A 21,717-nucleotide genomic window follows, 5' to 3' on the forward strand; every position below is an offset into this window, starting at 1 on the left:
AATCGCAATGCCGGCCGGATCGACGACCACGATGGTCACCTTCAGGCCGCGCTTGTCGGCCTCGGCCTGGGCGGCATCGGTGATGATGCGGGCGCCGGCCAGCGTGAGCACCGGCTTGTCCCGCACCAGTTGCGCTGTCGCCGGCGCGGCCAGCAAAAGCACTGCTCCCAGCAGTGTGAGGCCGCGCATCAGGCGGGCATCCGATACAGGGCGCACAATTTGTTGCCGGCGGGATCGCGCAGATAGGCGAGATAGAGCGCGCCCATGCCGCCCTGGCGCACGCCGGGCGGATCTTCGCAGGTGGTGCCGCCATTGGCCACGCCGGCGGCGTGCCAGGCATCTGCCATTTCCGGGCCGGCCATGGCAAAGCCGATGGTGCTGCCGTTGCCATTGCAGGCCGGGTTGCCGTCGATCGGCGGGGTGATGGCAAAGATGCCGGTGGGGGTCATCCAGAACACGCGGCCCTTGTCGTCGGCGTGGCCGGGGCCGATGCCCATGGCGGCGAAGGTGGCGTCGTAAAAGGCCTTGGATGCGGCCGTGTCGTTGGCGCCGACCATGATGTGGCTGAACATGTGCTATCCCCCCAAAGTGGTGATTGTGTGGACCGACAGGGAAGCAAATTGCCGGCGTTCTGTCGAGATGGCGCGTGCCTCTCCACGGTAAACCGCCGATAGAAACCATAACGGATCAAGTTGCATCTTGCCGTCCGTTACCAAGCGGTTAACCACGGCGTTGCGAGGGTCTGAGTTGGGGAATTGCTGTGGAGATATTGTCGCCGGCGTTGGCGGAGGGGGTCAACGCATGCTCAAATCGCTGCATCCGGTTGATGGGATTGCAGCCGGACGAGGCTGAGAAGATTGGATTGCTGGCGGCAATCCTGGGGTGGGAGATCGAGCCTCACCACGGAGCCGGCCACGGAGTTGGCCGGGTACGCAGCTGGATTGGCGACTTTCCGGATGCCTTTGGTGCTCACGATACGCAGCCCCAGTCGTTAGCGTCCGGGGACGAAGTGGCGTGGGTAAAGGGCGGATGGGCGCAGGGCGATCCGGGCCAGGACTCTGGTACTGATCGGCCCGCAGGCTCGCCGCGGCTGGTGCTGCGCCAGGCCGGCAGCGTGATACGGGTGGACGTTGATGACGCCCGTCTGGTGGATCAATTGGCTCGCCTTGGGCTGGATCGCCTGGTGCTGCCGGTATCGCTGCTGGCGCTGGAAGAATTGCTGGCCTTTGCCGGATGCTGATCGCGCCTTGCCGGGCTGAAAGATTCAGCCCCCGGCATTGGTAACCATTTTTCGCGTACTTTACCGCTGCAAGCCGATCACTCACCCGCCGTTATCGCCGCTGTGGCGTTGCAGCGCCAGGCGGATGGAGTGGTGGCCAGTGAATGTTGCGCAGCGGGTAATCAGCCAGGATCAGGTGGAATGCGCCGAATGGCCGGGCTGGGCCCAGCCCGGCGGGTTTGGCGCCGTGCCCGTTGCGGGGGATTGGGCGGTGCCAACTCCGCAGTTGCCGCGCCGGCTGGTGCTGTTCGGATTGCCCCCTGTGCTTGCCGAACCGGTGACGATGCTGGCCGAAATCCTTGGCTGGCAGGTGGAAAATTTCCCCTCCGTCCAGGCCCTGTGCCCGCCGGCGCGCCTGTGCTTGGCCCTGTTGCCCGCCGGCGCTGGCGAACGCGGGCCAATTGCAGCTTGGTCGCCAGAATTAAACTTTAATGAACTAATTTCCCAAGCTGGTTTGTCCATAATGGACCAGCCCCTGTGCATCACCAGAGTGGAGCAAATGTTAGAGACCCTAGTGTGCGAGCCATAGTTGTTCGCAGGCTATGGGGGCGTAGTTTCGATGATAGACGTCGGATACGACACGGGTTTTTCGCGCGACTTCGGCGATTCCGGCTTGTTTGGTGCCGGTCGCCCAACCGCCGCAGCCTTATCGACGCGCACTGCTGCGCCAGAGCCAGAACAGGCTCTGGCAGTGCCGGGTGGAGATGAACGGGTCCGGCCCGAACCTGCCTTGCCGAACGGGTCTGAAAGTCATCGGGGGGGTGATCGGGCTGTACCCGGCGCGACGCCGGGACATGACCGGTCACGCGCTGATTTCGGTGGACTGGATCTGGCGGCCCTGCAGGCGTTGGCCGGCAGTGGTGAACCGTCGGCCGCCATTGCCCGACAGGTGGCCGATATGGCCCAGGGCCTGGCAGCGCTGGCCGACAAATTGGTGGGCCAGCCGCAAGCCAGCGGCGCCGATGTTGCCGAAGCCGATTGCATCGCCTTTCTGGAAGGCCAGTTCCGCATCCGCCGCCTGCGCGCCCGCCATCTGCCAGGGCTGTCGCTGGGCGAACCGGCGTGGGACATACTGCTCGATCTGGCGGTGGCGCATTATTGGCGCCGCGAAACCTCGGTCACCAGCCTGTGTATTGCCGCCGATGTGCCGAGCACCACGGCGCTGCGCTGGATCAATGGCATGACCAAGGAAGGCCTGATCGTGCGCCGGCCGTGCCAGCGTGATGGCCGTCGCAGTTTTCTGGGCATTTCGCCTGAATCCTATCAGGCGATGCTGGCGCTGGCGGCAGATGCGTTGCGCACTGGGGATCGGGTCCGCGCTCGTTATCAGCGCAGCGCGGCGGCCTGATCTGAATCCCGCCCAAGCGGGGCGGCGGCGGGTGGCCCACTCACCCGCCGCCTTGTCCCCGCTCACAAGGGGTTGGGAGCAGCGCTGCGCCAGAGCCGCGCTGATGGCGATATCCCCAATCAGGGGCTGGCAGGCGCTGCAACTGGCCCTATGCTGGACGACGTGACCAGCCCACCTCTGCGCCCGCCTGCGTTCAACATCGCGTTGCACATCGCCTTTGCCGATGCGCTGGCGGCTGGGCTGCTGGCGCGCACGGCGGGTGATCCGCTGGCGCTGGCGCGGGCCCTGGTGCTGCTGCCCAATCGCCGTGCGGTGACCGCGCTGACCGAAGCCTTTGTGCGGCAATTGCCCAGTGCCAAATCAGGTGCTGAATCCGGTGGCGGCCTGCTGCTGCCGCGCATGGTGCCGGTGGGGGATCTGGATGACGGCGGCTTTGATCGGCTGGCAGCAGGCGCGGATGTGCTGCTGCCCGCCGTGGCACCGCTGGTGCGCCGGCTGGAGCTGGCGCGGCTGGCGGCCAGCTTGCCGGGCAGCGACCGTTCGGCGGTGGAGCGGCTGCGGCTGGGCGATGCGTTGGGCGAGGTGCTGGATGCGCTGCTGGCCGAGGAAATCGAACCCGAAGCCCTGCGCGCCGCCGCCGATGGCCAGGATCTGGCCGATCATTGGCAGAAGACGCTGGCCTTTCTGGAACTGATCATCGCCGTCTGGCCCGAAGCGCGCACCGGCCACGGCGGCACCGAAGGCGCGACCCGGTTGGCGGCGCTGATCGACGCCACGATCGCGCGCTGGCAGGCAGCGCCACCCGCTGGGTTGGTGGTGGCGGCGGGCCTCGCCAATCCCACCCCGGCGCTGGTGCGGCTGCTGGGCGCGGTGCTGCACTTGCCGCAGGGGCTGGTGGTGTTGCCCGGCCTTGATGATGACCTGTCCGATGACGGCACGGCGCGGTGGGACGCGACACCGATCAGCACGGCCGAAGGTGGCCGCGATGATCCGGGCCACCCGCAATGGGCGCTGAAGAAACTGCTCGCCGCGTTGGGGCTGGAACGTGCCGATGTGCAGGCGTGGCCAGTGCATGGCGGCACTCTGGATGGCCCGCCCGAACGTGCGGCGGCATTGCTGGCGGCACTGGCCCCGGCGGCCGCCGCGACGTCCCCGCCGCAACCGCCGCCCGCCGCCATCGAAGGCCTGGCGCTGGCCGAATGCGCTACCGCGGCGGAAGAAGCCCAGGTGGTGGCGCTGGCGCTGCGCGAGGCGCTGGAGCGGCCGGGTGAACGCGCCGCGCTCATCACACCCGATCCGCTGCTTGCCCGCCGTGTGGCGGCGCATTGCCGGCGGTGGGGCATCGCCATCGATTCATCAGCTGGCCAACCGTTGCTGCTCACGCCGCCGGGCGCGCTGGCGCTGGCGCTGGTGGAGGCGATGGCCGAGGATTTCGCCCCAGCGCGCCTGCTGGCCGTGTTGAAGCACAAACTTGTGCGCAGCGACGACACAGGCTTTGCCGCTGGTGTGCGCCTCGCCGATATCGCCCTGCGCGGGGTGCGGCCCGCGCCTGGGCTTGATGGCGCCGGTGCCGGCCTGGACCGCTGGCTGCTTGATGCAAACGGCCGGCACGCCCGTCATCGCGCCATGCTGATGGGCTGGTGGAACAATGTGGCCCCTGCGCTGGAACCGCTGGATCGCCTGCGTCAGGGCAGCGCGATCACCCTGCCCGATCTGATGGCGGCATTGCGCGATGCGATGACGGCGCTGGCCGGCGATGGCGCCTGGGCCGGGCCCGACGGCCGGCAACTGGCAGCATTGGTCGCCGAAATCGAGCAGCACGGCGCTCTGTTCGGTGCGCTGCGCCCCGATGAAGCCCCGGCGTTACTGGCCACGTTGATGGCCGGCAGTAGCGTGCGCGTGCCGGGGCAGGGGCATCCGCGCCTCGCCATCTTGGGCCCGGTGGAAGCGCAGTTGACCCGCGCCGACACGCTGGTGCTGGCTGGCCTGAATGAAGCCACCTGGCCCGGCCGTCCCTCGCCCGATCCGTGGCTTGCTCCGGCCATCCGCCGCGCGCTGGGCCTGCCCGGCACGGCGCGGGCGCAGGGGCTGGCCGCTCAGGATTTCCTGCGTGCCGCCAGCGCCAAACGCGTGCTGATCACCCGCGCCCGCCGCGATGCAGGTGGGCCGCAGGTCGCCTCGCGCCTGTGGTTGCGGCTGGTGGCGCAATTTGAACGCGCCGGCGCCGACATGCTGCCGCGCCGGGACGATCTGATCCTGATCGCCCGCGCCTTGGATGGTGCCAGCGGCGGGCCACAACCGGCACCACAGCCGCGGCCCAACCCGGCACTGAAGCTGCGCCCGCGCCGCATCAGCATCACCGAGATCGACACGCTGATTGCCGACCCCTTTGCCTTCCACGCCAAGCATATATTGAAGCTGCGCAAACTTGATCCGCTCGATCAGGACCCGACAGCGATGATGCGCGGCAATCTGGCCCATGAGGTGCTGGATAAATGGGTGGCCGCCCGCCACGGCAGCCTGCTTCAGCTGGAGCAGATCACCGCCGAAGTGCTGAGCAGCGCCACCTCGCATTTCCCGCTGCTTGCCGCCGCTTGGGTGCCGCGCATCCAGCGGGCACTGGAATGGGCGGGCCAGGAAATACTGAACGAGGAAGACGCCGGCTGGGCGCAGATGCTGGCCGAAGTGAAGGGCGAACTGGAACTGGCCGGCGGCGTGATGCTGAGCGGCCGCATCGACCGGTTGGACCGCGACGGCGAGGGCAATCTGCGCGTGATCGATTACAAGACCGGCGGGGTGCCTTCCGGCACGCGCGTGAAGGCGCTGGAGGCCAACCAGTTGGCGCTGGGGCTGGCGATTGCCGTGGCCGGTGGTCTCAGCCGCGACGGCAAACCGGTGGCGGCCGGCACCGCCGGTTCAATCGAATATTGGCAGCTGAAGGGCGGGCGCAAGGAGGCCGGCAAGCGCAGCAATCCGCTGGGCAAGGGCGCCAATGTGCCCGATCATGTCACACGGGCGCTGATCCGGGCCGAGCAATTGGTGGCGCAGTATCTGCTGTCGCAGACCCCGTTTCCGGCCAAGTTGCAGCCGCAATGGGCCTGGGGCGATTTCGATCATCTGGCGCGCGTTGCCGAATGGATCAACCGGCGGGAGCGCGTCTCGTGAGCCGGGAGCGCACCAAGGCGCTGGAGCCGCTGAAGCCGGCGCAGTCGGACGCCGCCGATCCGGAGGTTCATGCCTGGGTCGCTGCCTCGGCCGGTACCGGCAAGACGCAGGTGCTGAGCGCGCGTGTGCTGCGCCTGCTGCTGACTGGGGCGCGGCCGGATGCGATATTGTGCCTCACCTTCACCAAGCTGGCCGCGGCCGAAATGCAGAACCGGGTGATGGCGCGGCTGGCGTGGTGGGCGGGCTGTAGCGACGCCGAACTGGCCCATGACCTGAAAGCCATTGGCGCGGCGACCGACGCCGACACTCTCAGCGCCGCACGCGGGCTGTTTGCCGCCGTGCTGGAAGCGCCGGCCGGCCTTGCCATCCAGACCATCCACAGTTTCGCGCAAGGATTGATTGCCAGCTTCCCGGTGGAAGCCGGTATCACGCCGGGGTTCCAGACACTGGATGACCGTGCCGCCGCGCTGTTGCGCCGCCGCGTGCTGACGGATGCGCTCACCGATACGGGGAACCCCAAGTTTCTGGCCGATGTGGCGGAGATCGCCATCGATGGCGGCGAGACAAGGCTGCACGCGATCATGGCGGCGCTGTCCCGCCACGGCGCGGCGTTGGCGGAATTGCGCGTGGAGGGGGTGGAGCCGTTGCTGCGTCGGGCGCTCGGGTTGGCCGATGGTGACAGCGAGGCGGCGACGCTGGCGGCGGGAATCGCGGCGCTGCCGTTGCCGCGATTGCAGCAGTTCGCGCAAGCCCTTGGCCGGCAAAAAGGGGTCAACGCCCAGAAGCTTGCCGGAGCGCTCGCCGGCTTTCTGGCCGCCCGCGACAAGGCGAAGCTGTGGCCTGATCTGTGGCGGATGTTCCATTCCACCAAGAATGAGCCGCTCGCGCTGACGACGCTGGTGCCCAAGGACCTTGATCTGGAAAACCCGGACTGGCGGCCCTTCTGCGCCGACATTCAGGCGCAGTTGCTCGGCATCCGCGCCGATCTGGACCGCTGGCAGATCCTCGAATTCGCCGGCCGCCATCTGCGCGTCGCCGTGCGGCTGGCGCAGGATTGGCGCGCCGCCAAGCACCGCGCCGGGGTGATCGATTATGACGACATGATCGCGGCTGCTGCCCGCCTGCTTGGCGAACCCGGCGCCGCCGATTGGGTGCGCTTCAAGCTCGACAGCCGCATCGATCATGTGCTGGTCGATGAAGCGCAGGATACCAACCTGCTGCAATGGCAGGTGATCCGTGCGCTGGTGGAAGATTATTTTTCCGGCCTTGGTCAGCGCGACCAGTTCCGCAGTCTGTTCGTGGTCGGCGATTTCAAACAGTCGATCTTCGGCTTCCAGGGCGCTGATCCGCAAATCTATGCCGACATGAAGGATGATTTCCACCAGCTATGCGAGGCCGAGCCGGAATGCTGGAAGGAACTGCCGCTCACGGTGAATTTCCGATCGGTGCCGGCCATTCTCGACGTGGTGGACCGGGTGATCAGCCATGTTGGCCCCGAGATGTTCGATCCGCAGGGGGTGGAGCCGCATGTCGCCCACAAGCCCGGCGCTGGGGTGGTGATGCTGTGGCCGGCGTTGCTGCCCGATGCCGGCAACAACGCGGATGAGGACGACGACGATACTGCCGAGGATGACGCCCCGCCGCTGGCGCAGGATATCGACATGGCGCGCCGCATCGCCGCCACCGTCGCGGGATGGCTGGCGCCGGAAACCGCGCTCATCCTGCCCGCCAGTGGCCGGCGGGCAGCCGCGCAGGACATTTTGGTGCTGGTGCGCAAGCGCAGCGGGCTGATGAACGCGCTGGTGACGGCGCTGCACGAAGCCGGTGTGCCGGTGGCCGGTGCCGACCGATTGAACCTGGCCGAACCGCTGGCGGTGGCCGATCTGCTGGCGCTGGTGCAGTTTGCCTGCCAGCCCGATGATGATCTCACCCTGGCGGCGCTGCTGGTCTCGCCCTTCTGCGGCCTCGATCATGATCAGCTCACCGGGTTGGCCGCCAGCCGGCCAGGCACCTTGTGGGCGGCGCTGCTGGCCAGCGACGATCCCGCCATGGCCGCCCCGCGCGCTTTGCTGGCCGAGGTGTTGCGGCTGGCGGCGGACGTGTCGCCCTATCGATTCCTCGAAACCATCCTGTCAGGGCCGCTGGCCGGCCGCCGCAAGCTGTTGGCGCGGCTGGGCGAGGAAGCCCGCGATGCCATCGACACCGTGCTCGATCAGGCGCTGGCCTGTGAAGCGGCGGGCGCGGCCAGCCTGCAGGCGTTCATCGCCTGGATGGCTGCCGAGGATCTGGAGGTGAAGCGCGATCCCGAAGCCGCCATCGACGCCGTGCGGTTGATGACGGTGCATGGCGCCAAGGGGCTGCAGGCACCGATCGTCATCATGGCCGATGCCTGCCATGTGCCGCCGGCCGAAAAGGGTGAACTGGTGCTGGCACTGGGCAATGGCCCGGAACTGCCGCTGTGGTTGCCGTCCGGGCTGGTGGCACCGCCAGCCTTCCTGAACGACGCCCAGAATGATCGGGCCGCCAGGGCGGCGCGCGAACATCGCCGGCTGCTTTATGTGGCGCTGACGCGGGCCGAGGAGGTGCTGTGCATCGGCGGCGCCACCAAGCCCGGCAAGAAATGGGATGTGCACCCCGAAAGCTGGTACCAGCTGGTTGAGGGGGCGTTGACCGACCTGGAGGCGGTAGACGATCCGCATTGGCCGCAACCAGTGCGGCAGTTCCGCTCTGGCCCGGCGACGGTGATGCGCGATGACGAAGTGAAACCCGATGCGACGCTGCTGACCACGGATCGCTGGTGGCAGCGCCAGGCCCCGGCCGAAGCCCGGCCGCCGCGTCCGCTGGCGCCATCAAGCCTGGGGCCGGACACGGTGGCTGATCCGCCGCCCGATGCTGCCCGCAAGGCAGCCGCACGGCGCGGCACGGCGCTGCACCGCTTGTTCGAAACGCTGCCGGGACTGGCCAGCGATGTGCGGCGCGACGTGGCGCTGCAATGGTGTGCGCTGAACGTGCCTGATCTGGAGGCTGAGGAACTGGTGGCGACGGTGCTGGCCGTGCTTAACGATCCGGACTTTGCCGCGGTGTTTGCGGCCGGCGCACTCACCGAAGCGCCGGTGGCGGCCGTGGTGGGCGAAGCGGTGATCGCCGGCAGCATCGATCGGCTGCTGGTGAGTGAGACCGAGGTGCTGGCCGTGGATTTCAAGACCGGCAGCCGCGTGCCGGCCGGGCTTGATATGGTGCCGCCATCGCACCTGGCGCAGATGGGCGCCTATGCCGCCGCATTGGCGCGGGTTTTCCCGGGGCGCACGGTGCGCGCCGGGCTGCTCTACACCGCCGGCCCGCGCCTGATTGAAGTGCCCGCCGATGTGCTGGGTGCATGGCAGCCATCCGCCGCATTGCAGGCGGACGGGCCAGCGCCTATCTATCCGTCGTGAACCTCATTTGCGGAGTCTTCCCATGACCAAAGCCGTGACCGATGCCAGCTTCCATGCCGATGTGATCAGTGCCGACAAGCCGGTGCTGGTCGATTTCTGGGCCGAATGGTGCGGCCCCTGCCGCATGATCGCCCCGGCGCTGGAAGAGCTGAACAACGAACTGGACGGGGTGGAGATCGTCAAGGTCAACATCGACGAGAACCCGGACGCGCCGGGCCGCTATGGCGTGATGTCGATCCCCACCATGATCCTGTTCAAGGGTGGGCAACCGGCGGCCACCATGGTCGGCGCGCGGCCGAAGGGCGAACTGAAGGCGTGGTTGACGGGCGCGCTGGCTTGAGGCCAGCGCTGGGGTTGACGGGCGCGCTGGCTTAAGCCGGTGCCACCACCTGCCCCAAGCGTGGGAAGTGGACATGGACGGTGAGCCCGTCCTCCACTTCGCGGGCAATAGTAATCCCGGTTGAACCGCAACGCAGCAGTCGGCCCACGCTGGGCGCGTCCCTTGTGCCTTCCTGGGTAACGCCCACCATCATCCCGGCCATGTAGGGCGCGTCCACCCCGCCACTGATCGGGGCGGGCGTGGCGGCGCGGGCGGCGGCCAGCGCGTCATCGGCTGTCATTTCGCGCCGCTCGCCAACGCCGAAGCCGGCCATGCGCGCGAACCAGTCCGCCACGCCCGGCAGGGCCAGCATGGCGGCCGCATTGGCTGCCGCTGTCGGCACCGCCTTCACGAACCAGATGTTGCTGTAGAGCGCCAGATCGCCTGCCCCCGGCGAATCGCCGCCAATGAAAGCGCGGCCATCGGCCAGCGTGTCGGAAAGCCACTGGCTCGCCACCAGTGCCTGCCCGGCCAGATGCGGCGCGGCGCGGCCCAGCGCGGCAAGGTCCATGCCGAAGCGGGCCTGGCGGTCCTTGATGAAATCCTCGCCCATCATTTCAGGCGTCATCCCGCCCATCGCCGCGCCGACATGGGCAAAGAATTGCGGCCCGTTGGCCCAGCTTGCCACCAGTCTGTGCAGGGGCCCAAGCGGGGCGGGGTAAAGACTGGGACCGGGCAAGGCGTCGAGCGCCGGCAGGATGGCGCCGGTGTCGCAATAGATGTCGGCACCGATCTGCACCATCGGCGTGCGGCCGTAGGCACCGGTCAGCCGCGTCTGGTCCGGCTTGGGCATGATGCGGGGGACCAGCAGGCTGCCCCAAGTGAGGCCCTTCACGCCAAAGGCGGCCCGCACCAGTTCGGCAAAGGGCGAGGCTTCATAATGGTAGAGGATCGGGATCATGGCGGCGATGATGGCCCTTCGCTGCCGCTGCGCCATCCCCCAAATCGCGAGGGCGCCCAGAATATTGCATCAGCGATTGAACCAATCGCGCCGCCGTGGCCACCTATGCCACGATGAACCCGCAAGACCGCCTGATTGAAGCCTGCCTGGTGGCCGATGCCCGTTGCGGCCAGCCCCGCGCGCTGGCGCTGCTGGCGGCGCGGTGGCAACGCCGGCTGCTGGCCCATGCCGTTCGCCTGCTGGGTGATGGCGAGGCGGCACGCGATGCCGTGCAGGCCGGCTGGATCGATATCGTGCGCGGGCTGCCGCGGCTGGATGATGCCCATGCCTTTCCGGCCTGGGCCTATCGTATCGTCACCCGCCGCTGTGCCGGCAACATCCGCAGCAACCAGCGCAGCCGCGCATTGGCCACCGCACTGGCGGCGGAACCACAACTGCCGCCCGATGACGCGCCAGCCGGTGATCATGAAGGCCTGCACGCCGCCATCCGCGGTCTGCCGCCCGAGCAGCGCGCGGCGATCGCGCTGCATCATTTCGATCAGCTTTCGGTCGCGGAGGTGGCCGTGGCGCTGGCGGTGCCGGTGGGCACGGTGAAGACCAGGCTGTTTCACGCCCGCCGCAAGCTGCGGGCCATATTGGAAGGAGACGAGACATGACCGAGAACGACATTGATGCGGCGCTGGCCGCCGAAGAACGCGCCCTGCTGGCCCGCATGGGCCCGGAGCCGGGCTTCATCGGCGAGGCGCTGGGCCTGTTTTCCGGGCCGGGCAGCTGGGTCAACTGGCTGCTGATGCTGGTGCAGGCCGCGGCCTTCATTGCGTCCGTGTGGGCGGGCTGGCAGTTCTTTGCCGCCACCGATGTGCTGGGCGCCCTGCACTGGGGGCTGCCGGCGGTGACATTGCTGCTGCTGTCGCTGATCGTGAAGCTGTCGATGAACCCGATGATGCAGGCCAACCGGGTGCTACGCGAGTTGCACCGGCTGGAATTACGGCTGCATCAACTGCGATAATCGGCGCCCGCAGCGTTCAGCTGCGATAGTCAGCGTTGATGCTGATGTAGCCGTGGGTGAGATCGCAGGTCCAAACGCGGGCGCGGCCAAGCCCGAGGCCCAGATCGACGGTGAGGCGCACCTCCTGCCCCGCGAGGTGCGCCGCCACCGGGGCTTCATCATAGCCTGGGACGACCATGCCCTTATCGGCCACCAGCGTGTCGCCAAAGCGGATGCTCAACAGATCGCGTTCGGCGGGTTCGCCGGCCTTGCCGACGACCATCACCACCCGGCCCCAATTGGCGTCGCCGCCGGCAATCGCGGTTTTCAAAAGGGGTGAATTGGCGATGCTCATGGCAACGCGCTTGGCCGAAGCGTCATCCACCGCGCCGGCCACATTCACCTCGATCAATTTCTGGGCGCCTTCGCCGTCGCGCACCACCAAGATGGCGAGTTGGCGGCACACATCGGCCAGCGCGGCGGCCAGCGCGTCGGCGCCTGCGTCATCCATGCGGGTCAGCATGGGATGGCCGGCGCCGCTGGTGGCGAAAGCCAGCACCGTGTCTGATGTGCTGGTGTCACTGTCCACCGTGATGCTGTTGAACGTGGGGGCGACAGCGGCCTGCAGCATCTGCTGCCACAGGCCGGCGCTGACGACGGCATCGGTGAAGATGAAGCCCAGCATGGTCGCCATGTCGGGCATGATCATGCCGCTGCCTTTCACGATCCCCACGATGGTCACGCGCGTGCCGGCGACGATGGCGCTGGCCGTGGCGGCCTTGGGGAAAGTGTCGGTGGTGCCGATGGCGTTGGTGGCCGCCAGCCAATCGGCCTTGCCCAGCGCCGCATGGGCCTGGGTGACGCCTGACAGCGCCAGATCAACGGGCAGAGGCACGCCGATCACGCCCGTCGATGCGCTGAACACCTCGTCCGGGCTGCAGCCGAGTACTTCGGCGACGCGCGCGGCCTGTGCCTGCGCGGCCTGGCGACCGCTCATGCCGGTGAAGGCGTTGCTGTTGCCGGCATTGACGATCAGCCCCCGCGCCTGGCCCTGCGGCAGTTTCGCCCGGCACAGTTCCACTTCCGGAGAGGGGCATTTTGATTGCGTCGTCACGCCCGCCACCACGGTGCCGGGCGCGAGTTCCACCAGCGTGACGCAATCGCGCGTCCATTTCTTGTAGGCGACGCTTGCCGTGCCGATGCGCACGCCGGCGATGGGGGCAAGGTCGGGGAAGGGCAGGGCGAGGGGGGAGCGTTCCATGGTTCCCGCTTTTGCCACCAGAACTGCGCTTGTCCAGTGACAGTCGTGTTGACAGTCGTGTTGACAGTCGTGTTGACTCTGGCGCCCGGGCCCATTATCGGCACCACTCTTTCCGGACGCAGGCAACTGCGGCCAGACCGAATCTATTTTCAGGACTGTTTCCCATGAAGCGCACTTATCAGCCGTCCAAGCTCGTCCGCGCCCGCCGTCACGGCTTCCGCGCGCGCATGGCCACTGTCGGCGGTCGTAATGTCATCCGCGCCCGTCGCGCCCGCGGCCGCAAGAAGCTTTCGGCCTGACGCTGATGCGCGCGCCGGAGACCATCCGGCAGCGACGGGATTTCCTGGCTGCAAATCAGGGCCGGCGGGTACCATCCGCCGGCTTTGTGCTGCTTGTTCGGCAGCGGGATGATGGCAGCGACACGATGCGTGCCGGCTATACTGTCACCAAGAAGATCGGCAATAGCGTGATCCGCAACCGGCTGAAGCGCCGCCTGCGCGAGATCGTGCTGCTCACCCTGCCCGCCCACGGCCATAGCGGCGCCGATCATGTGCTGATCGGGCGCGAGGCCGGTCTGACCCGCGATTTCGCCATGTTGAAGGCCGATCTGGAAAAGGCACTGGCCAAGGCCCATCTCCCACCCAAGGACACAGACAAGCCTTGGCAAACGAGTGGACGGGGAACCCGGCGATGAAATCACTGCTGATCTGGCCGATCCGCCTGTGGCAGGTGACATTTTCGGCCGTGATGCCGCCATCCTGCCGCTTTTCGCCCAGTTGTTCGGCCTATGCCATCACCGCCATCGAACGCCATGGCCCGGTGCGGGGTTTTGGCCTTGCCGTGCGCCGCATTGCCCGCTGCCACCCCTGGGGGGGTTCGGGCTATGACCCGGTGCCCTGAGCGGCTATAGCAGCCGCGATCCCATCCGAATCCTGCCCTTCCAGCCAGAGAGACAGCATTGCCTCCTCAGGACAATCAATCGCCCGACGTGAAGAACATCGTGCTCGCCGTGGTGCTTTCCACCATGGTGCTGCTCGGCTGGACCGTTGTAGCCGATCGCTTCTTTCCCACCGAAGCGCCCAAGCCGGTTGCCACCGCAGCAGCGACGGCCGGTGCGCCGGCGGCTCCCTCTGCGACGGGGGCCGCCCCGGCCATTGGCGGACAGGGCGCCATCGTTGGCCGTGACGCCGCGCTGGCCGCAAGCCCGCGCGTTGCCATCGACACGCCGCGCCTGAAAGGCTCGATCAATCTCACCGGTGCGCGGTTCGATGATCTGGTGCTGCCCAGCTATCGCCAGACCAACGACAAGGCATCGCCGCCGGTTCGCCTGTTCTCGCCCAGCCGCACGGCAGATGCGCAATTTGCCCAATTCGGCTGGGTTGGTGCATTGGCGCCGCCGGCCACGGCCGTGTGGACTGCCGATCGCCCGACGCTGACGCCGGCAACCCCGGTGACGTTGAGCACCACCACGGCGTCGGGCCTGGTGTTCCGCCAGAAGATCAGCGTGGACAAGGATTTCCTGTTCACCGTCGAACAGAGCATCGAGAACCCTGGCGCTGCGCCAGTCGTGCTGCAGCCGTTCGGGCTCGTGTCGCGCCGCGGTGAAGCCGCTGCGGCCGAAACCAATGTCCATGTCGGCCCCGTGGGCGTGTTGCAGGACACGTTGAAAGACAGTGATCTGGAATTTGAAAAGCTGCGCGAAGAAGGCCCGCAGCGCTTCACTTCCACCGGTGGCTGGCTCGGCCTCACCGAAAAATACTGGCTGGCCGCCTCCGTGCCGGATCAGAAGGCCAAGATCGCCGCCACCTTCCAATATGCCGCCGGACAATACCAGGCCGATTGGCTGGCCGATGCCGTCACCGTGCCGGCGGGTGGCCGCGTGACCAGCACCGCCAAGCTATTTGCCGGCGCCAAGGATGTGGATCTGATTGACCGCTACACCGAAGCCGGCATCCCGCGGCTGGACAAATCGGTGAGCTGGGGTTGGTTCGAAGTGATCGCCAAGCCGATCTTCCACCTGCTCGATTTCCTGTTCAAGTTCACCGGCAATTTCGGTGTCGCCATCATCGGGCTGACCCTGATCGTGCGCGCCATCATGTTCCCGATTGCCAACAAGCAATATGAATCGATGGCCAAGATGCGCCTGATCGGCCCGCGCATGAAGGCGATCCAGGAGAAGTACGGCGACGACAAGCTGCGCGCGCAGCAGGAAATCATGGCCATCTACAAGAACGAGAAGGTCAATCCGCTCGCTGGCTGCTTGCCGATCCTGCTGCAGATCCCGATCTTCTACGCGCTCTACAAGACGCTGCTGATCTCCATCGAAATGCGCCACCAGCCGTTCGTGCTGTGGCTCACCGATCTGTCGGCGCCCGATCCGCTCACCCCGCTCAATCTGTTCGGCCTGATCGCCTGGCAGCCGCCGGCGATGATCGCGCTGGGCGTGCTGCCGATCCTGCTTGGCGTCACCATGTGGCTGCAGCAGAAGCTGTCCCCCGCGCAGATGGACCCGGTGCAGCAACAGGTGTTTGCGCTGATGCCGTGGCTGTTCATGTTCTTCATGGCGCCGTTCGCGGCCGGTCTGCAGCTGTACTGGACGATCAACAACCTGGTTTCGATCGCCCAGCAGCTGTACATGAACCGCAAATATCCGGCGCCGGCAACGCCGCCATCGGCTGCGGTGATTGATGTGAAACCCAATCCGCCCAAGCCCGCTGGCCCCAAGCCGGGCGCGCCGAAGCCGAGTGCAGGACGTCGCCGCAAGTGACCGATGAAGAGATCAAGGCCGATCTGATCGAGGCCGCGCGCAAGCGTTTTGCCGGGCCGGTGAGTTTCCTGCTGTCGGCGCCGGAACTGCGGTTTCTGCCGGCGCCAGATGTGCCGGAAATCGCGGTGGCTGGCCGATCGAACGTGGGCAAATCTTCGCTGCTCAATGCCATCACCGGTCGCAATGGCCTGGCGCGGGCCTCGGTCACGCCGGGGCGCACGCAGGAATTGAACGTGTTCGAAGTGGGCGAGCCGACGCTGTTTCGCATCATCGACATGCCCGGCTATGGCTTTGCCGAAGCGCCCAAGGACGTGGTGCGGCAGTGGAAGCACCTGGTGTTCGATTATCTGCGCGGGCGCACCGTGCTGCGCCGGGTGCTGGTGCTGATCGATTGCCGCCACGGCATCAAGCCGGTGGACCGCGAGATCATGAGCATGCTGGACAAGGCCGCCGTGAGTTTTCAGGTGGTGCTGACCAAGGGTGACAAGATCAAGCCGACCGAACTGGCCAAGGTGCACGAGGCTGTCTCTGCGGCGGCCCGCATCCACCCGGCGGCCTATCCGGAGGTGATCGCCACCTCTGCCGAAAAGGGCGAGGGCATCCCCGAACTGCGCGCCGCCGTGCTGGCCGCCGCTACTGGCCAATGATGACGACCACAATGACCGAGCTGACCATCACCCTGAATGGCGATCCGCGCCGCGTGGCCGAAGGCACCAGCATTGCCGATCTGCTGGTGCAACTGGAATTGCCGGCCGCGAAGGTCGCGGTGGAGCGCAACTTGGCCATCGTGCCGCGCTCGACCTTTGCCGATGTGGTGTTGGCCGACGGTGATGCGCTGGAGATCGTGCATTTCGTTGGTGGCGGCCAAAGTGACTCTGCTGATGACGGCGATACGTGGGAAGTGGCCGGTCGCCGCTTCACCTCGCGGCTGATCGTCGGCACCGGCAAGTACAAGGATTATGCCCAGAATGCCGCCGCCGCCGAAGCCAGCGGCGCAGAAATCGTGACGGTGGCGGTGCGGCGCGTGAACGTGACCGATCGCAGCCAGCCGATGCTGACGGACTTTCTCGATCCCAAGCGCTTCACCTATCTGCCCAATACGGCCGGCTGCTTCACCGCCGACGATGCGATCCGCACGCTGCGGCTGGCGCGTGAGGCGGGCGGCTGGAATCTGGTGAAGCTGGAAGTGCTTGGTGAAGCGCGCACGCTGTATCCGGACATGGCGGAAACGCTGCGGGCCACCGACATACTCGTGAAGGATGGCTTCGACGTCATGGTCTATTGCGCCGATGATCCCATCGCCGCCAAGAAACTGGAAGAGCTGGGTGCCGCCGCCATCATGCCGCTGGGCAGTCTGATCGGATCGGGCCTGGGCATCCAGAACCCGGTGACGCTGCGGCTGATCATCGAGAATGCCAAGGTGCCGGTGCTGGTCGATGCCGGGGTGGGCACCGCGTCAGACGCAGCGGTGGCCATGGAACTGGGCTGCGACGGCGTGTTGATGAACACCGCGATCGCCGAAGCGAAAGACCCGATCCTGATGGCCCGCGCCATGAAACTGGCGGTCGAATCCGGCCGTCTTGCCTATCGCGCCGGCCGCATGGGCAAGCGTCGCTATGCCGATCCGTCGAGCCCGCTGGCCGGCTTGATCTAACCCGGGTTGCGGGCGAATCCCGGCACGCCGGCGATATCGACCCAATGCTGTTTGCTGTCGGTCCAGAACTGCATCTGCGGCGTGAACTGGCTGGTGTCGTCCAGCGTGCCAGCCTTGATGAACACCAGATCGGGCGCCGCCGAAACCCGGCTGAACAGCGGCGAGCCGCAAATGGGGCAGAACTGGCGCAGCACGTCACCGCCGGACTCGCCATGGTCTTCGTAGGTCTTCACCTCGCCGGTGACGGCCAGCGCCGCCGCCGGCACCCCCATGATCATCGACCAGCCGCTGCCGGCCTGGCGCTGGCAATTCTTGCAATGACAGACGGCCTGCATCACCGGTTCGGCCGCCACGCTGTAACGCACCGCCCCGCACAGACATCCACCTTCCAGCCCCGCCATGGCAACATCCTCCGATTGTGTGCCAAACGCTATCGCACCCGTGGCCCCGGCACAACCAAGGCGACCCCTGCTTGACAGGCCGACGGCCGCTGCCCACGCTGCGAACGCGGGGGTAACAATGGCACAAGCAGGCGAGCGACCGAGCGCACAGGCAGGGGCGGTGACGGCGCTGGTCTGGCTGATCGGGCTGGCCGTCTTCATCAATTACATCGATCGCGGCACGCTGGGCATCGCTGCGCCGCGCCTGAAGGACGATCTGGGCCTCACCGCCACCCAATATGGTCTCGCCGCTTCGGCCTTCTTCTGGGTCTATGCGCCGGGGCAACTGGTGGCGGGCTGGCTGGTGGGCCGCACCAATGCCGGCTGGCTGCTCGCGGCAGGGCTTGGCCTGTGGGGGCTGGCGACGGCGCTGACCGGCCTTGCCAATGGCCTGATTGCGCTGGTGCTGCTGCGATTGCTGCTGGCGGTGGGCGAGGCGGTGACCTTCCCGGCGCTGTTCAAGCTGATCGTCGATCATGTCGATGCGGCGCGGCAGGGCGCGGCCAATGCCGCCCTGTCCATCGGCCTCGCCCTGGGGCCGGCGTTCGGCACGCTGGCGGGCGGGCTGCTGCTGGCCTCGCTGGGCTGGCGCTGGCTGTTTGGCGTGGTCGGCATCGCCACCTTGTTGTGGCTGCTGCCCTGGATCATCACCATCAAGCGGCTGCCGCCGCCCGCCGTGCATGCTGGCGCCACCGGGGATGGGCCTACCTATCTGCAGATCCTTGTCACCCGTGCCGCGCTGTCACTGTCGCTCAGCCAAGTCTGTTGGGGCTTTGGTCTCTATTTCCTCGTCACCTGGCTGCCGCTGTGGCTGGTCGAGGTGCGCCATTACAGCCTGCAGGACATGGCGTGGATCGGCGCGTTGGCCTTTGCCGCGCAGGCGGTGGCAGCGCTGATTGGCGGTCAGGTGAACGATGTGCTGTTGCGGCGCGGCCTTGCCCCGGCCCGGTGAGGCGCTTCGGTGCCATGGCTGGCACGTTGATGACGGCGATGGGCCTGGCCGGCATTCCCCTGTCCCACAGCCAGGGCGCGCTGATCGCCGCATTGCTGCTGGCCGGCTTTGGCATCGGCATCATGCACGTGTGCGTGAACATGATGGCCCAGATGTTTGCCGGCCCCACGGCGGTGGGCAAATGGACCGGTATCCAGAACGGTTTCGGCAATATCGCCGGCATCGTGAACCCGCTGATCACCGGCGCCATCATTGATGCCACCGGCAGCTACAACGCCGCCTTCGCGCTTGCTGCCGGTGCGCCGTTGATCGCGCTGTTCAGCCTGGCCGTGCTGGTGCCGAAGGTGGAACCGCTCGACTGGGCGGCTCACAGATAGGGCGAAAGCACCCCGATCACATCGGCATAGAGCTCGCGCTTGAACGGCGCAGCCATGTCCACCAGCGTGTCCACCGGGCTCCAGCGCCAGTGGCGGAATTCGGGATGCTCCGTCGCGATGTTCACGTCCGCATCTGTGCCGTGGAAGCGCAGCGCGTACCATTTCTGGCGCTGGCCGGCATAACGGCCCTTCCAGATTCGGCCGATCAGATCGTCGGGCAGGTCGTAATAATGCCACTCCGGCGTTTCGCCGAGCAAGGAGGTGAGCACCGGATCGACGCCGGTTTCCTCCCACAATTCGCGCAGCGCCGTCTCATACGGGTCTTCGCCCGGATCGATCCCGCCCTGGGGCATCTGCCAGGCCTCCACCATCTGATCGAGGCGCTGACCGGTGAAGACCAGGCCAGCCGGATTGACCAGCATTACGCCCACGCAGGGGCGATAGGGCAGGCCGGACTTGTGTTCACGCGGGATGGCTGAAGGGGGCGTCATGCCAGCAGCAGCTTCAGATCCGCAATGCAGCCGGCCAGATCATCCTGCGCGCTCGGAATGCCCTGCCGCATCGTGAAGCAGCCGTGGATTTGCCCGGCGGCTTCCCGGAAGATCGTGCGCACGCCATGTTCGATCAGCCGTCCGGCATAGGCCCGGCCCTGATCGCGCAGCGGATCCAGTCCACAGGTCATCAGCATCGCTGGCGGCAGGCCGTCCAGCGTTTCGGCGTGCAGCGGGCTGGCCCAGGGGTGGAGCAATTTGTCGGTCGCGCTGCCCATATAGGCGTCGATGAACCAGTCCATGGTGGCCTTGGTCAGCACATAACCTTCGCCCAGTTCCACCATCGAACCTTCGGCTGCGGTCATGTCGGTCACCGGATAGATCAGCCATTGCGCCACGATCGGCACGGGCAAATGACCATGCAGCTCGCGGGTGACGAGCGCCGCCATATGGCCGCCGGCGCTGTCGCCGGCCGGGATGATGCCGGTGACGGCGCTGCCCAGTTCGGCGGGCGAGCCAGCAAGCCAGCGGGTGGCGGCCAGGCAATCTTCTGCCGCGGCCGGGAACCGGGCTTCGGGGGCAAGACGATAATCCACCGCCAGCACGCGGCGGCCCAGTGCGCGGGCGATTTCGGCGCAGAGCGGATCATGCGTTTCGAGATCGCCGATCACCCAGCCGCCGCCATGATAATAGGCCACGACCGTGCCATCTTCGAGCGATGCCGGCGTGTAGAGCCGGGCCTTGATGCCGCCGGGCAGTGTCAGATCGGTGCTGCCGATCTCGCCGCGCGGCAGTTCCAGCATCTGGCCCATGCCATGGTACATGGCGCGGCCTTCGGCGGGGCTCATTTCGGTGAACGACGGGCCCGGATTGGCGGCCATCATGGCCAGCAGGTTGGCAACATCGGGGCGGACATAAGGTGTTTTGGCGGGCATGGCGGAAACTCCCAAGGCGGTTTTTTGCTGTTCTAGGCCGGTGCTGTCTGTGGGCAACCGGTGAATTTGGTTGGGCTTAGCCTTTCACCCACGCCGTCACTTCGCCCGCCAGCCGGTTGGCGGCACGATTGAGCGCGGCGGCGACGACGGCGGGTTGCTGGCTGGCCACCTTTTCTTCGGCCACGAAGCTGCGCAGCGCCACGGTGCCGGCCCCACGTGGCCCGGCCAGTTGCGCGTCATAGCGCACGCGCACCACCGGGGCTCCGCGCACATCCAGGCCGAACTCGCGCAAATGGCCGGTGAGCGCGCGCGCCGGGGCGACACCGCCTTGCCGTGTGTCCAGCACGGCCAAACCGGCGCCGGCCAGCGTATCGGCGAGCAGGCGTTGGAACTGGCGATTGGGCTGTTCGGCCCAACTGGCGCCAGCCAGATATTGCACGGTAGCACTGGTCAGTTGCACCGGCAGGCGCAGCGTCTGCAGTTCGGCCGGCACATCGGGAATGGCAACCGCCAGCGTGTCGCCCACGGCGGTCGGTCCAGCCCATTGCGGCGGCGGCGCATCAGCACGCAGCACCAGTAGCGCATCGGGGGCGGGCGCGTTGCCGCCCACCTGCACCAGCGGGCCGCAGCCGGCCAGCAGCAACGCAGCGATGATTGGTGCAAATCGCTGCATCATTTCGCGTCTCCCTTGGGCGGTTGATATTCGGGCAGGCGGCGGCCGCCGATCAGGGCACCAGCCGGGTCCTCATCCAGTTTCGCGGCGATGGCCCCCAGTCGCGACGTGGTTTCCCTGAGCTCGCGGATCAGCTGGGTGGTTTCCGGAATGGTCTGATTGGCCAGCATTTCCACACCCGGTTGGGCGCTGCCAGCCAGGGCATCCACCTTCGCCAAAGTCGCATTGGCATTGGTGACGGTGCGCCGCAGATCAGCCGCGAGCGGGCGCAGGTCTGAATCCACCAGCGCTTGCCCCGAACCGGCCAGCGCCTCGATGCGCTGCAGGGTGGCGGTGGCGGCGGTCATTGTGGTGCGCGCTTCGGCCAGCGCCGTGGCCAGATCGGGGGCGCCCTTGGCGAGCGCAGCGGTGGCGACATCAGTGTTCTTCAAGATGCCGGCCAATGCTTCGCGATTTTCGTCCTTCAGCACATCGTTCAGCCGCTTGGTGAGCAGGGACACGTTCGACAGCACTTCCGGCGCAGTGGCGAGCAGATCGTTCAGGCCGCCGGTCCGCGGCGGGATGACCGGCGCGCCATCGGGGCCGGGCTCGGTGATCGGCTTGGCGCCCTGAACTGCGCCATCCAGCTGGATCTGCGATACGCCGGTGAAGCCCACGCCTTCCACCCCGGCCG

Annotated in this window: 25 protein-coding genes; 16 read left to right on the top strand and 9 right to left on the bottom strand. The window is 67.0% G+C overall.

Annotated elements, in window-relative coordinates; genetic code table 11:
- Both RT662_RS13410 and RT662_RS13415 read right to left on the bottom strand, forming a co-directional pair.
- Positions 1-189 (bottom strand): hypothetical protein (locus RT662_RS13410; RefSeq protein ID WP_313671199.1); only part of this gene is annotated, 189 nt, incomplete at its 3' end.
- Positions 189-572: a VOC family protein gene (locus RT662_RS13415; protein WP_022679958.1), complete on the bottom strand. Its 384-nt coding sequence runs from the start codon at positions 570-572 to the stop codon at positions 189-191. The genes RT662_RS13410 and RT662_RS13415, both read right to left, overlap by 1 nt.
- 188 nt (positions 573-760) lie before the next feature.
- Here RT662_RS13415 and RT662_RS13420 point away from each other — a divergent pair, with 188 nt between their 5' ends.
- The 6 genes from RT662_RS13420 (at position 761) to trxA (ending at position 9,566) form a co-directional block, all read left to right on the top strand.
- Complete coding sequence (locus RT662_RS13420) at positions 761-1,240, top strand: hypothetical protein (protein WP_313671200.1); 480 nt, start codon at positions 761-763, stop codon at positions 1,238-1,240.
- Positions 1,241-1,277: 37 nt separating this feature from the next.
- Positions 1,278-1,808, top strand: a complete 531-nt coding sequence (locus RT662_RS13425; RefSeq protein ID WP_313671201.1) for a hypothetical protein — start codon at positions 1,278-1,280, stop codon at positions 1,806-1,808.
- A gap of 360 nt (positions 1,809-2,168) precedes the next feature.
- On the top strand, positions 2,169-2,627 hold the full coding sequence (locus tag RT662_RS13430) for a MarR family transcriptional regulator (protein ID WP_313671203.1): 459 nt from the start codon (positions 2,169-2,171) through the stop codon (positions 2,625-2,627).
- Positions 2,628-2,789: 162 nt separating this feature from the next.
- Positions 2,790-5,792: a double-strand break repair protein AddB gene (gene addB, locus RT662_RS13435; protein ID WP_313671204.1), complete on the top strand. Its 3,003-nt coding sequence runs from the start codon at positions 2,790-2,792 to the stop codon at positions 5,790-5,792.
- Positions 5,789-9,226 (top strand): double-strand break repair helicase AddA, encoded by a 3,438-nt coding sequence (gene addA / locus RT662_RS13440; protein WP_313671205.1) that lies wholly within the window; start codon positions 5,789-5,791, stop codon positions 9,224-9,226. The genes addB and addA overlap by 4 nt, the downstream gene beginning before the upstream one ends.
- Before the next feature lie 22 nt (positions 9,227-9,248).
- The gene (gene trxA, locus RT662_RS13445; protein ID WP_017667048.1) at positions 9,249-9,566 is read left to right on the top strand and encodes a thioredoxin; all 318 of its coding nucleotides are present in this window, start codon (positions 9,249-9,251) and stop codon (positions 9,564-9,566) included.
- A gap of 31 nt (positions 9,567-9,597) precedes the next feature.
- Here the strand turns inward: trxA and RT662_RS13450 are convergent, their stop codons facing one another.
- A complete protein-coding gene (locus RT662_RS13450) occupies positions 9,598-10,506 on the bottom strand; it encodes a glutathione S-transferase family protein (protein ID WP_313671206.1) in 909 nt (302 codons plus the stop codon).
- 95 nt (positions 10,507-10,601) lie between these two features.
- Here RT662_RS13450 and RT662_RS13455 point away from each other — a divergent pair, with 95 nt between their 5' ends.
- Both RT662_RS13455 and RT662_RS13460 read left to right on the top strand, forming a co-directional pair.
- Entirely contained in the window at positions 10,602-11,162 is a 561-nt protein-coding gene (locus RT662_RS13455) for a sigma-70 family RNA polymerase sigma factor (protein ID WP_313671207.1), read from the top strand.
- Complete coding sequence (locus RT662_RS13460) at positions 11,159-11,515, top strand: DUF6768 family protein (RefSeq protein WP_313671208.1); 357 nt, start codon at positions 11,159-11,161, stop codon at positions 11,513-11,515. The genes RT662_RS13455 and RT662_RS13460 overlap by 4 nt, the downstream gene beginning before the upstream one ends.
- Before the next feature lie 16 nt (positions 11,516-11,531).
- On the opposite strand, the gene argJ is transcribed toward RT662_RS13460, so the two are convergent.
- Complete coding sequence (gene argJ, locus RT662_RS13465; RefSeq protein ID WP_313671209.1) at positions 11,532-12,755, bottom strand: bifunctional glutamate N-acetyltransferase/amino-acid acetyltransferase ArgJ; 1,224 nt, start codon at positions 12,753-12,755, stop codon at positions 11,532-11,534.
- 164 nt (positions 12,756-12,919) lie between these two features.
- Between argJ and rpmH the strand changes: the two genes are divergently transcribed.
- The 6 genes from rpmH (at position 12,920) to thiS (ending at position 17,176) form a co-directional block, all read left to right on the top strand.
- A complete protein-coding gene (gene rpmH / locus RT662_RS13470) occupies positions 12,920-13,054 on the top strand; it encodes a 50S ribosomal protein L34 (RefSeq protein ID WP_017667053.1) in 135 nt (44 codons plus the stop codon).
- A gap of 5 nt (positions 13,055-13,059) precedes the next feature.
- Positions 13,060-13,449: a ribonuclease P protein component gene (gene rnpA, locus RT662_RS13475; protein ID WP_313671210.1), complete on the top strand. Its 390-nt coding sequence runs from the start codon at positions 13,060-13,062 to the stop codon at positions 13,447-13,449.
- Positions 13,446-13,655: a membrane protein insertion efficiency factor YidD gene (gene yidD / locus RT662_RS13480; protein ID WP_303783100.1), complete on the top strand. Its 210-nt coding sequence runs from the start codon at positions 13,446-13,448 to the stop codon at positions 13,653-13,655. The genes rnpA and yidD overlap by 4 nt, the downstream gene beginning before the upstream one ends.
- Positions 13,656-13,743: 88 nt before the next feature.
- Positions 13,744-15,522: a membrane protein insertase YidC gene (gene yidC / locus RT662_RS13485; RefSeq protein WP_313671211.1), complete on the top strand. Its 1,779-nt coding sequence runs from the start codon at positions 13,744-13,746 to the stop codon at positions 15,520-15,522.
- Positions 15,519-16,169: a ribosome biogenesis GTP-binding protein YihA/YsxC gene (gene yihA, locus RT662_RS13490; RefSeq protein ID WP_313671212.1), complete on the top strand. Its 651-nt coding sequence runs from the start codon at positions 15,519-15,521 to the stop codon at positions 16,167-16,169. Before yidC ends, yihA begins: the two co-directional genes overlap by 4 nt.
- An 11-nt stretch (positions 16,170-16,180) precedes the next feature.
- Positions 16,181-17,176 carry a sulfur carrier protein ThiS gene (gene thiS, locus RT662_RS13495; RefSeq protein ID WP_409530175.1) on the top strand — a complete coding sequence of 332 codons (996 nt, stop codon included), beginning with the start codon at positions 16,181-16,183 and terminating at the stop codon, positions 17,174-17,176.
- Here thiS and RT662_RS13500 read toward each other — a convergent pair.
- Positions 17,173-17,577 carry a GFA family protein gene (locus tag RT662_RS13500; protein WP_313671213.1) on the bottom strand — a complete coding sequence of 135 codons (405 nt, stop codon included), beginning with the start codon at positions 17,575-17,577 and terminating at the stop codon, positions 17,173-17,175. The two genes, thiS and RT662_RS13500, sit on opposite strands and share 4 nt — an antisense overlap.
- A gap of 118 nt (positions 17,578-17,695) precedes the next feature.
- Here RT662_RS13500 and RT662_RS13505 point away from each other — a divergent pair, with 118 nt between their 5' ends.
- Together RT662_RS13505 and RT662_RS13510 are read left to right on the top strand one after the other, a co-directional pair.
- Positions 17,696-18,568, top strand: a complete 873-nt coding sequence (locus RT662_RS13505; RefSeq protein WP_313671214.1) for an MFS transporter — start codon at positions 17,696-17,698, stop codon at positions 18,566-18,568.
- Entirely contained in the window at positions 18,565-18,945 is a 381-nt protein-coding gene (locus tag RT662_RS13510) for an MFS transporter (protein WP_313671215.1), read from the top strand. The genes RT662_RS13505 and RT662_RS13510 overlap by 4 nt, the downstream gene beginning before the upstream one ends.
- Here the strand turns inward: RT662_RS13510 and RT662_RS13515 are convergent.
- The 4 genes from RT662_RS13515 to RT662_RS13530 all read right to left on the bottom strand — a co-directional run.
- Positions 18,936-19,436, bottom strand: a complete 501-nt coding sequence (locus RT662_RS13515; RefSeq protein ID WP_313671216.1) for an RNA pyrophosphohydrolase — start codon at positions 19,434-19,436, stop codon at positions 18,936-18,938. The two genes, RT662_RS13510 and RT662_RS13515, sit on opposite strands and share 10 nt — an antisense overlap.
- Positions 19,433-20,371, bottom strand: coding sequence for an alpha/beta hydrolase (locus tag RT662_RS13520; RefSeq protein ID WP_313671217.1), 939 nt, complete (start codon positions 20,369-20,371; stop codon positions 19,433-19,435). The genes RT662_RS13515 and RT662_RS13520 overlap by 4 nt, the downstream gene beginning before the upstream one ends.
- Before the next feature lie 76 nt (positions 20,372-20,447).
- The gene (locus tag RT662_RS13525; RefSeq protein ID WP_313671218.1) at positions 20,448-21,047 is read right to left on the bottom strand and encodes an ABC-type transport auxiliary lipoprotein family protein; all 600 of its coding nucleotides are present in this window, start codon (positions 21,045-21,047) and stop codon (positions 20,448-20,450) included.
- Positions 21,044-21,717 (bottom strand): MCE family protein (locus tag RT662_RS13530; protein WP_313671219.1); only part of this gene is annotated, 674 nt, incomplete at its 5' end. The genes RT662_RS13525 and RT662_RS13530, both read right to left, overlap by 4 nt.

The sequence above is a fragment of the Sandarakinorhabdus sp. genome (assembly GCF_032115815.1).
Taxonomy (GTDB): Bacteria; Pseudomonadota; Alphaproteobacteria; order Sphingomonadales; family Sphingomonadaceae; genus Sandarakinorhabdus.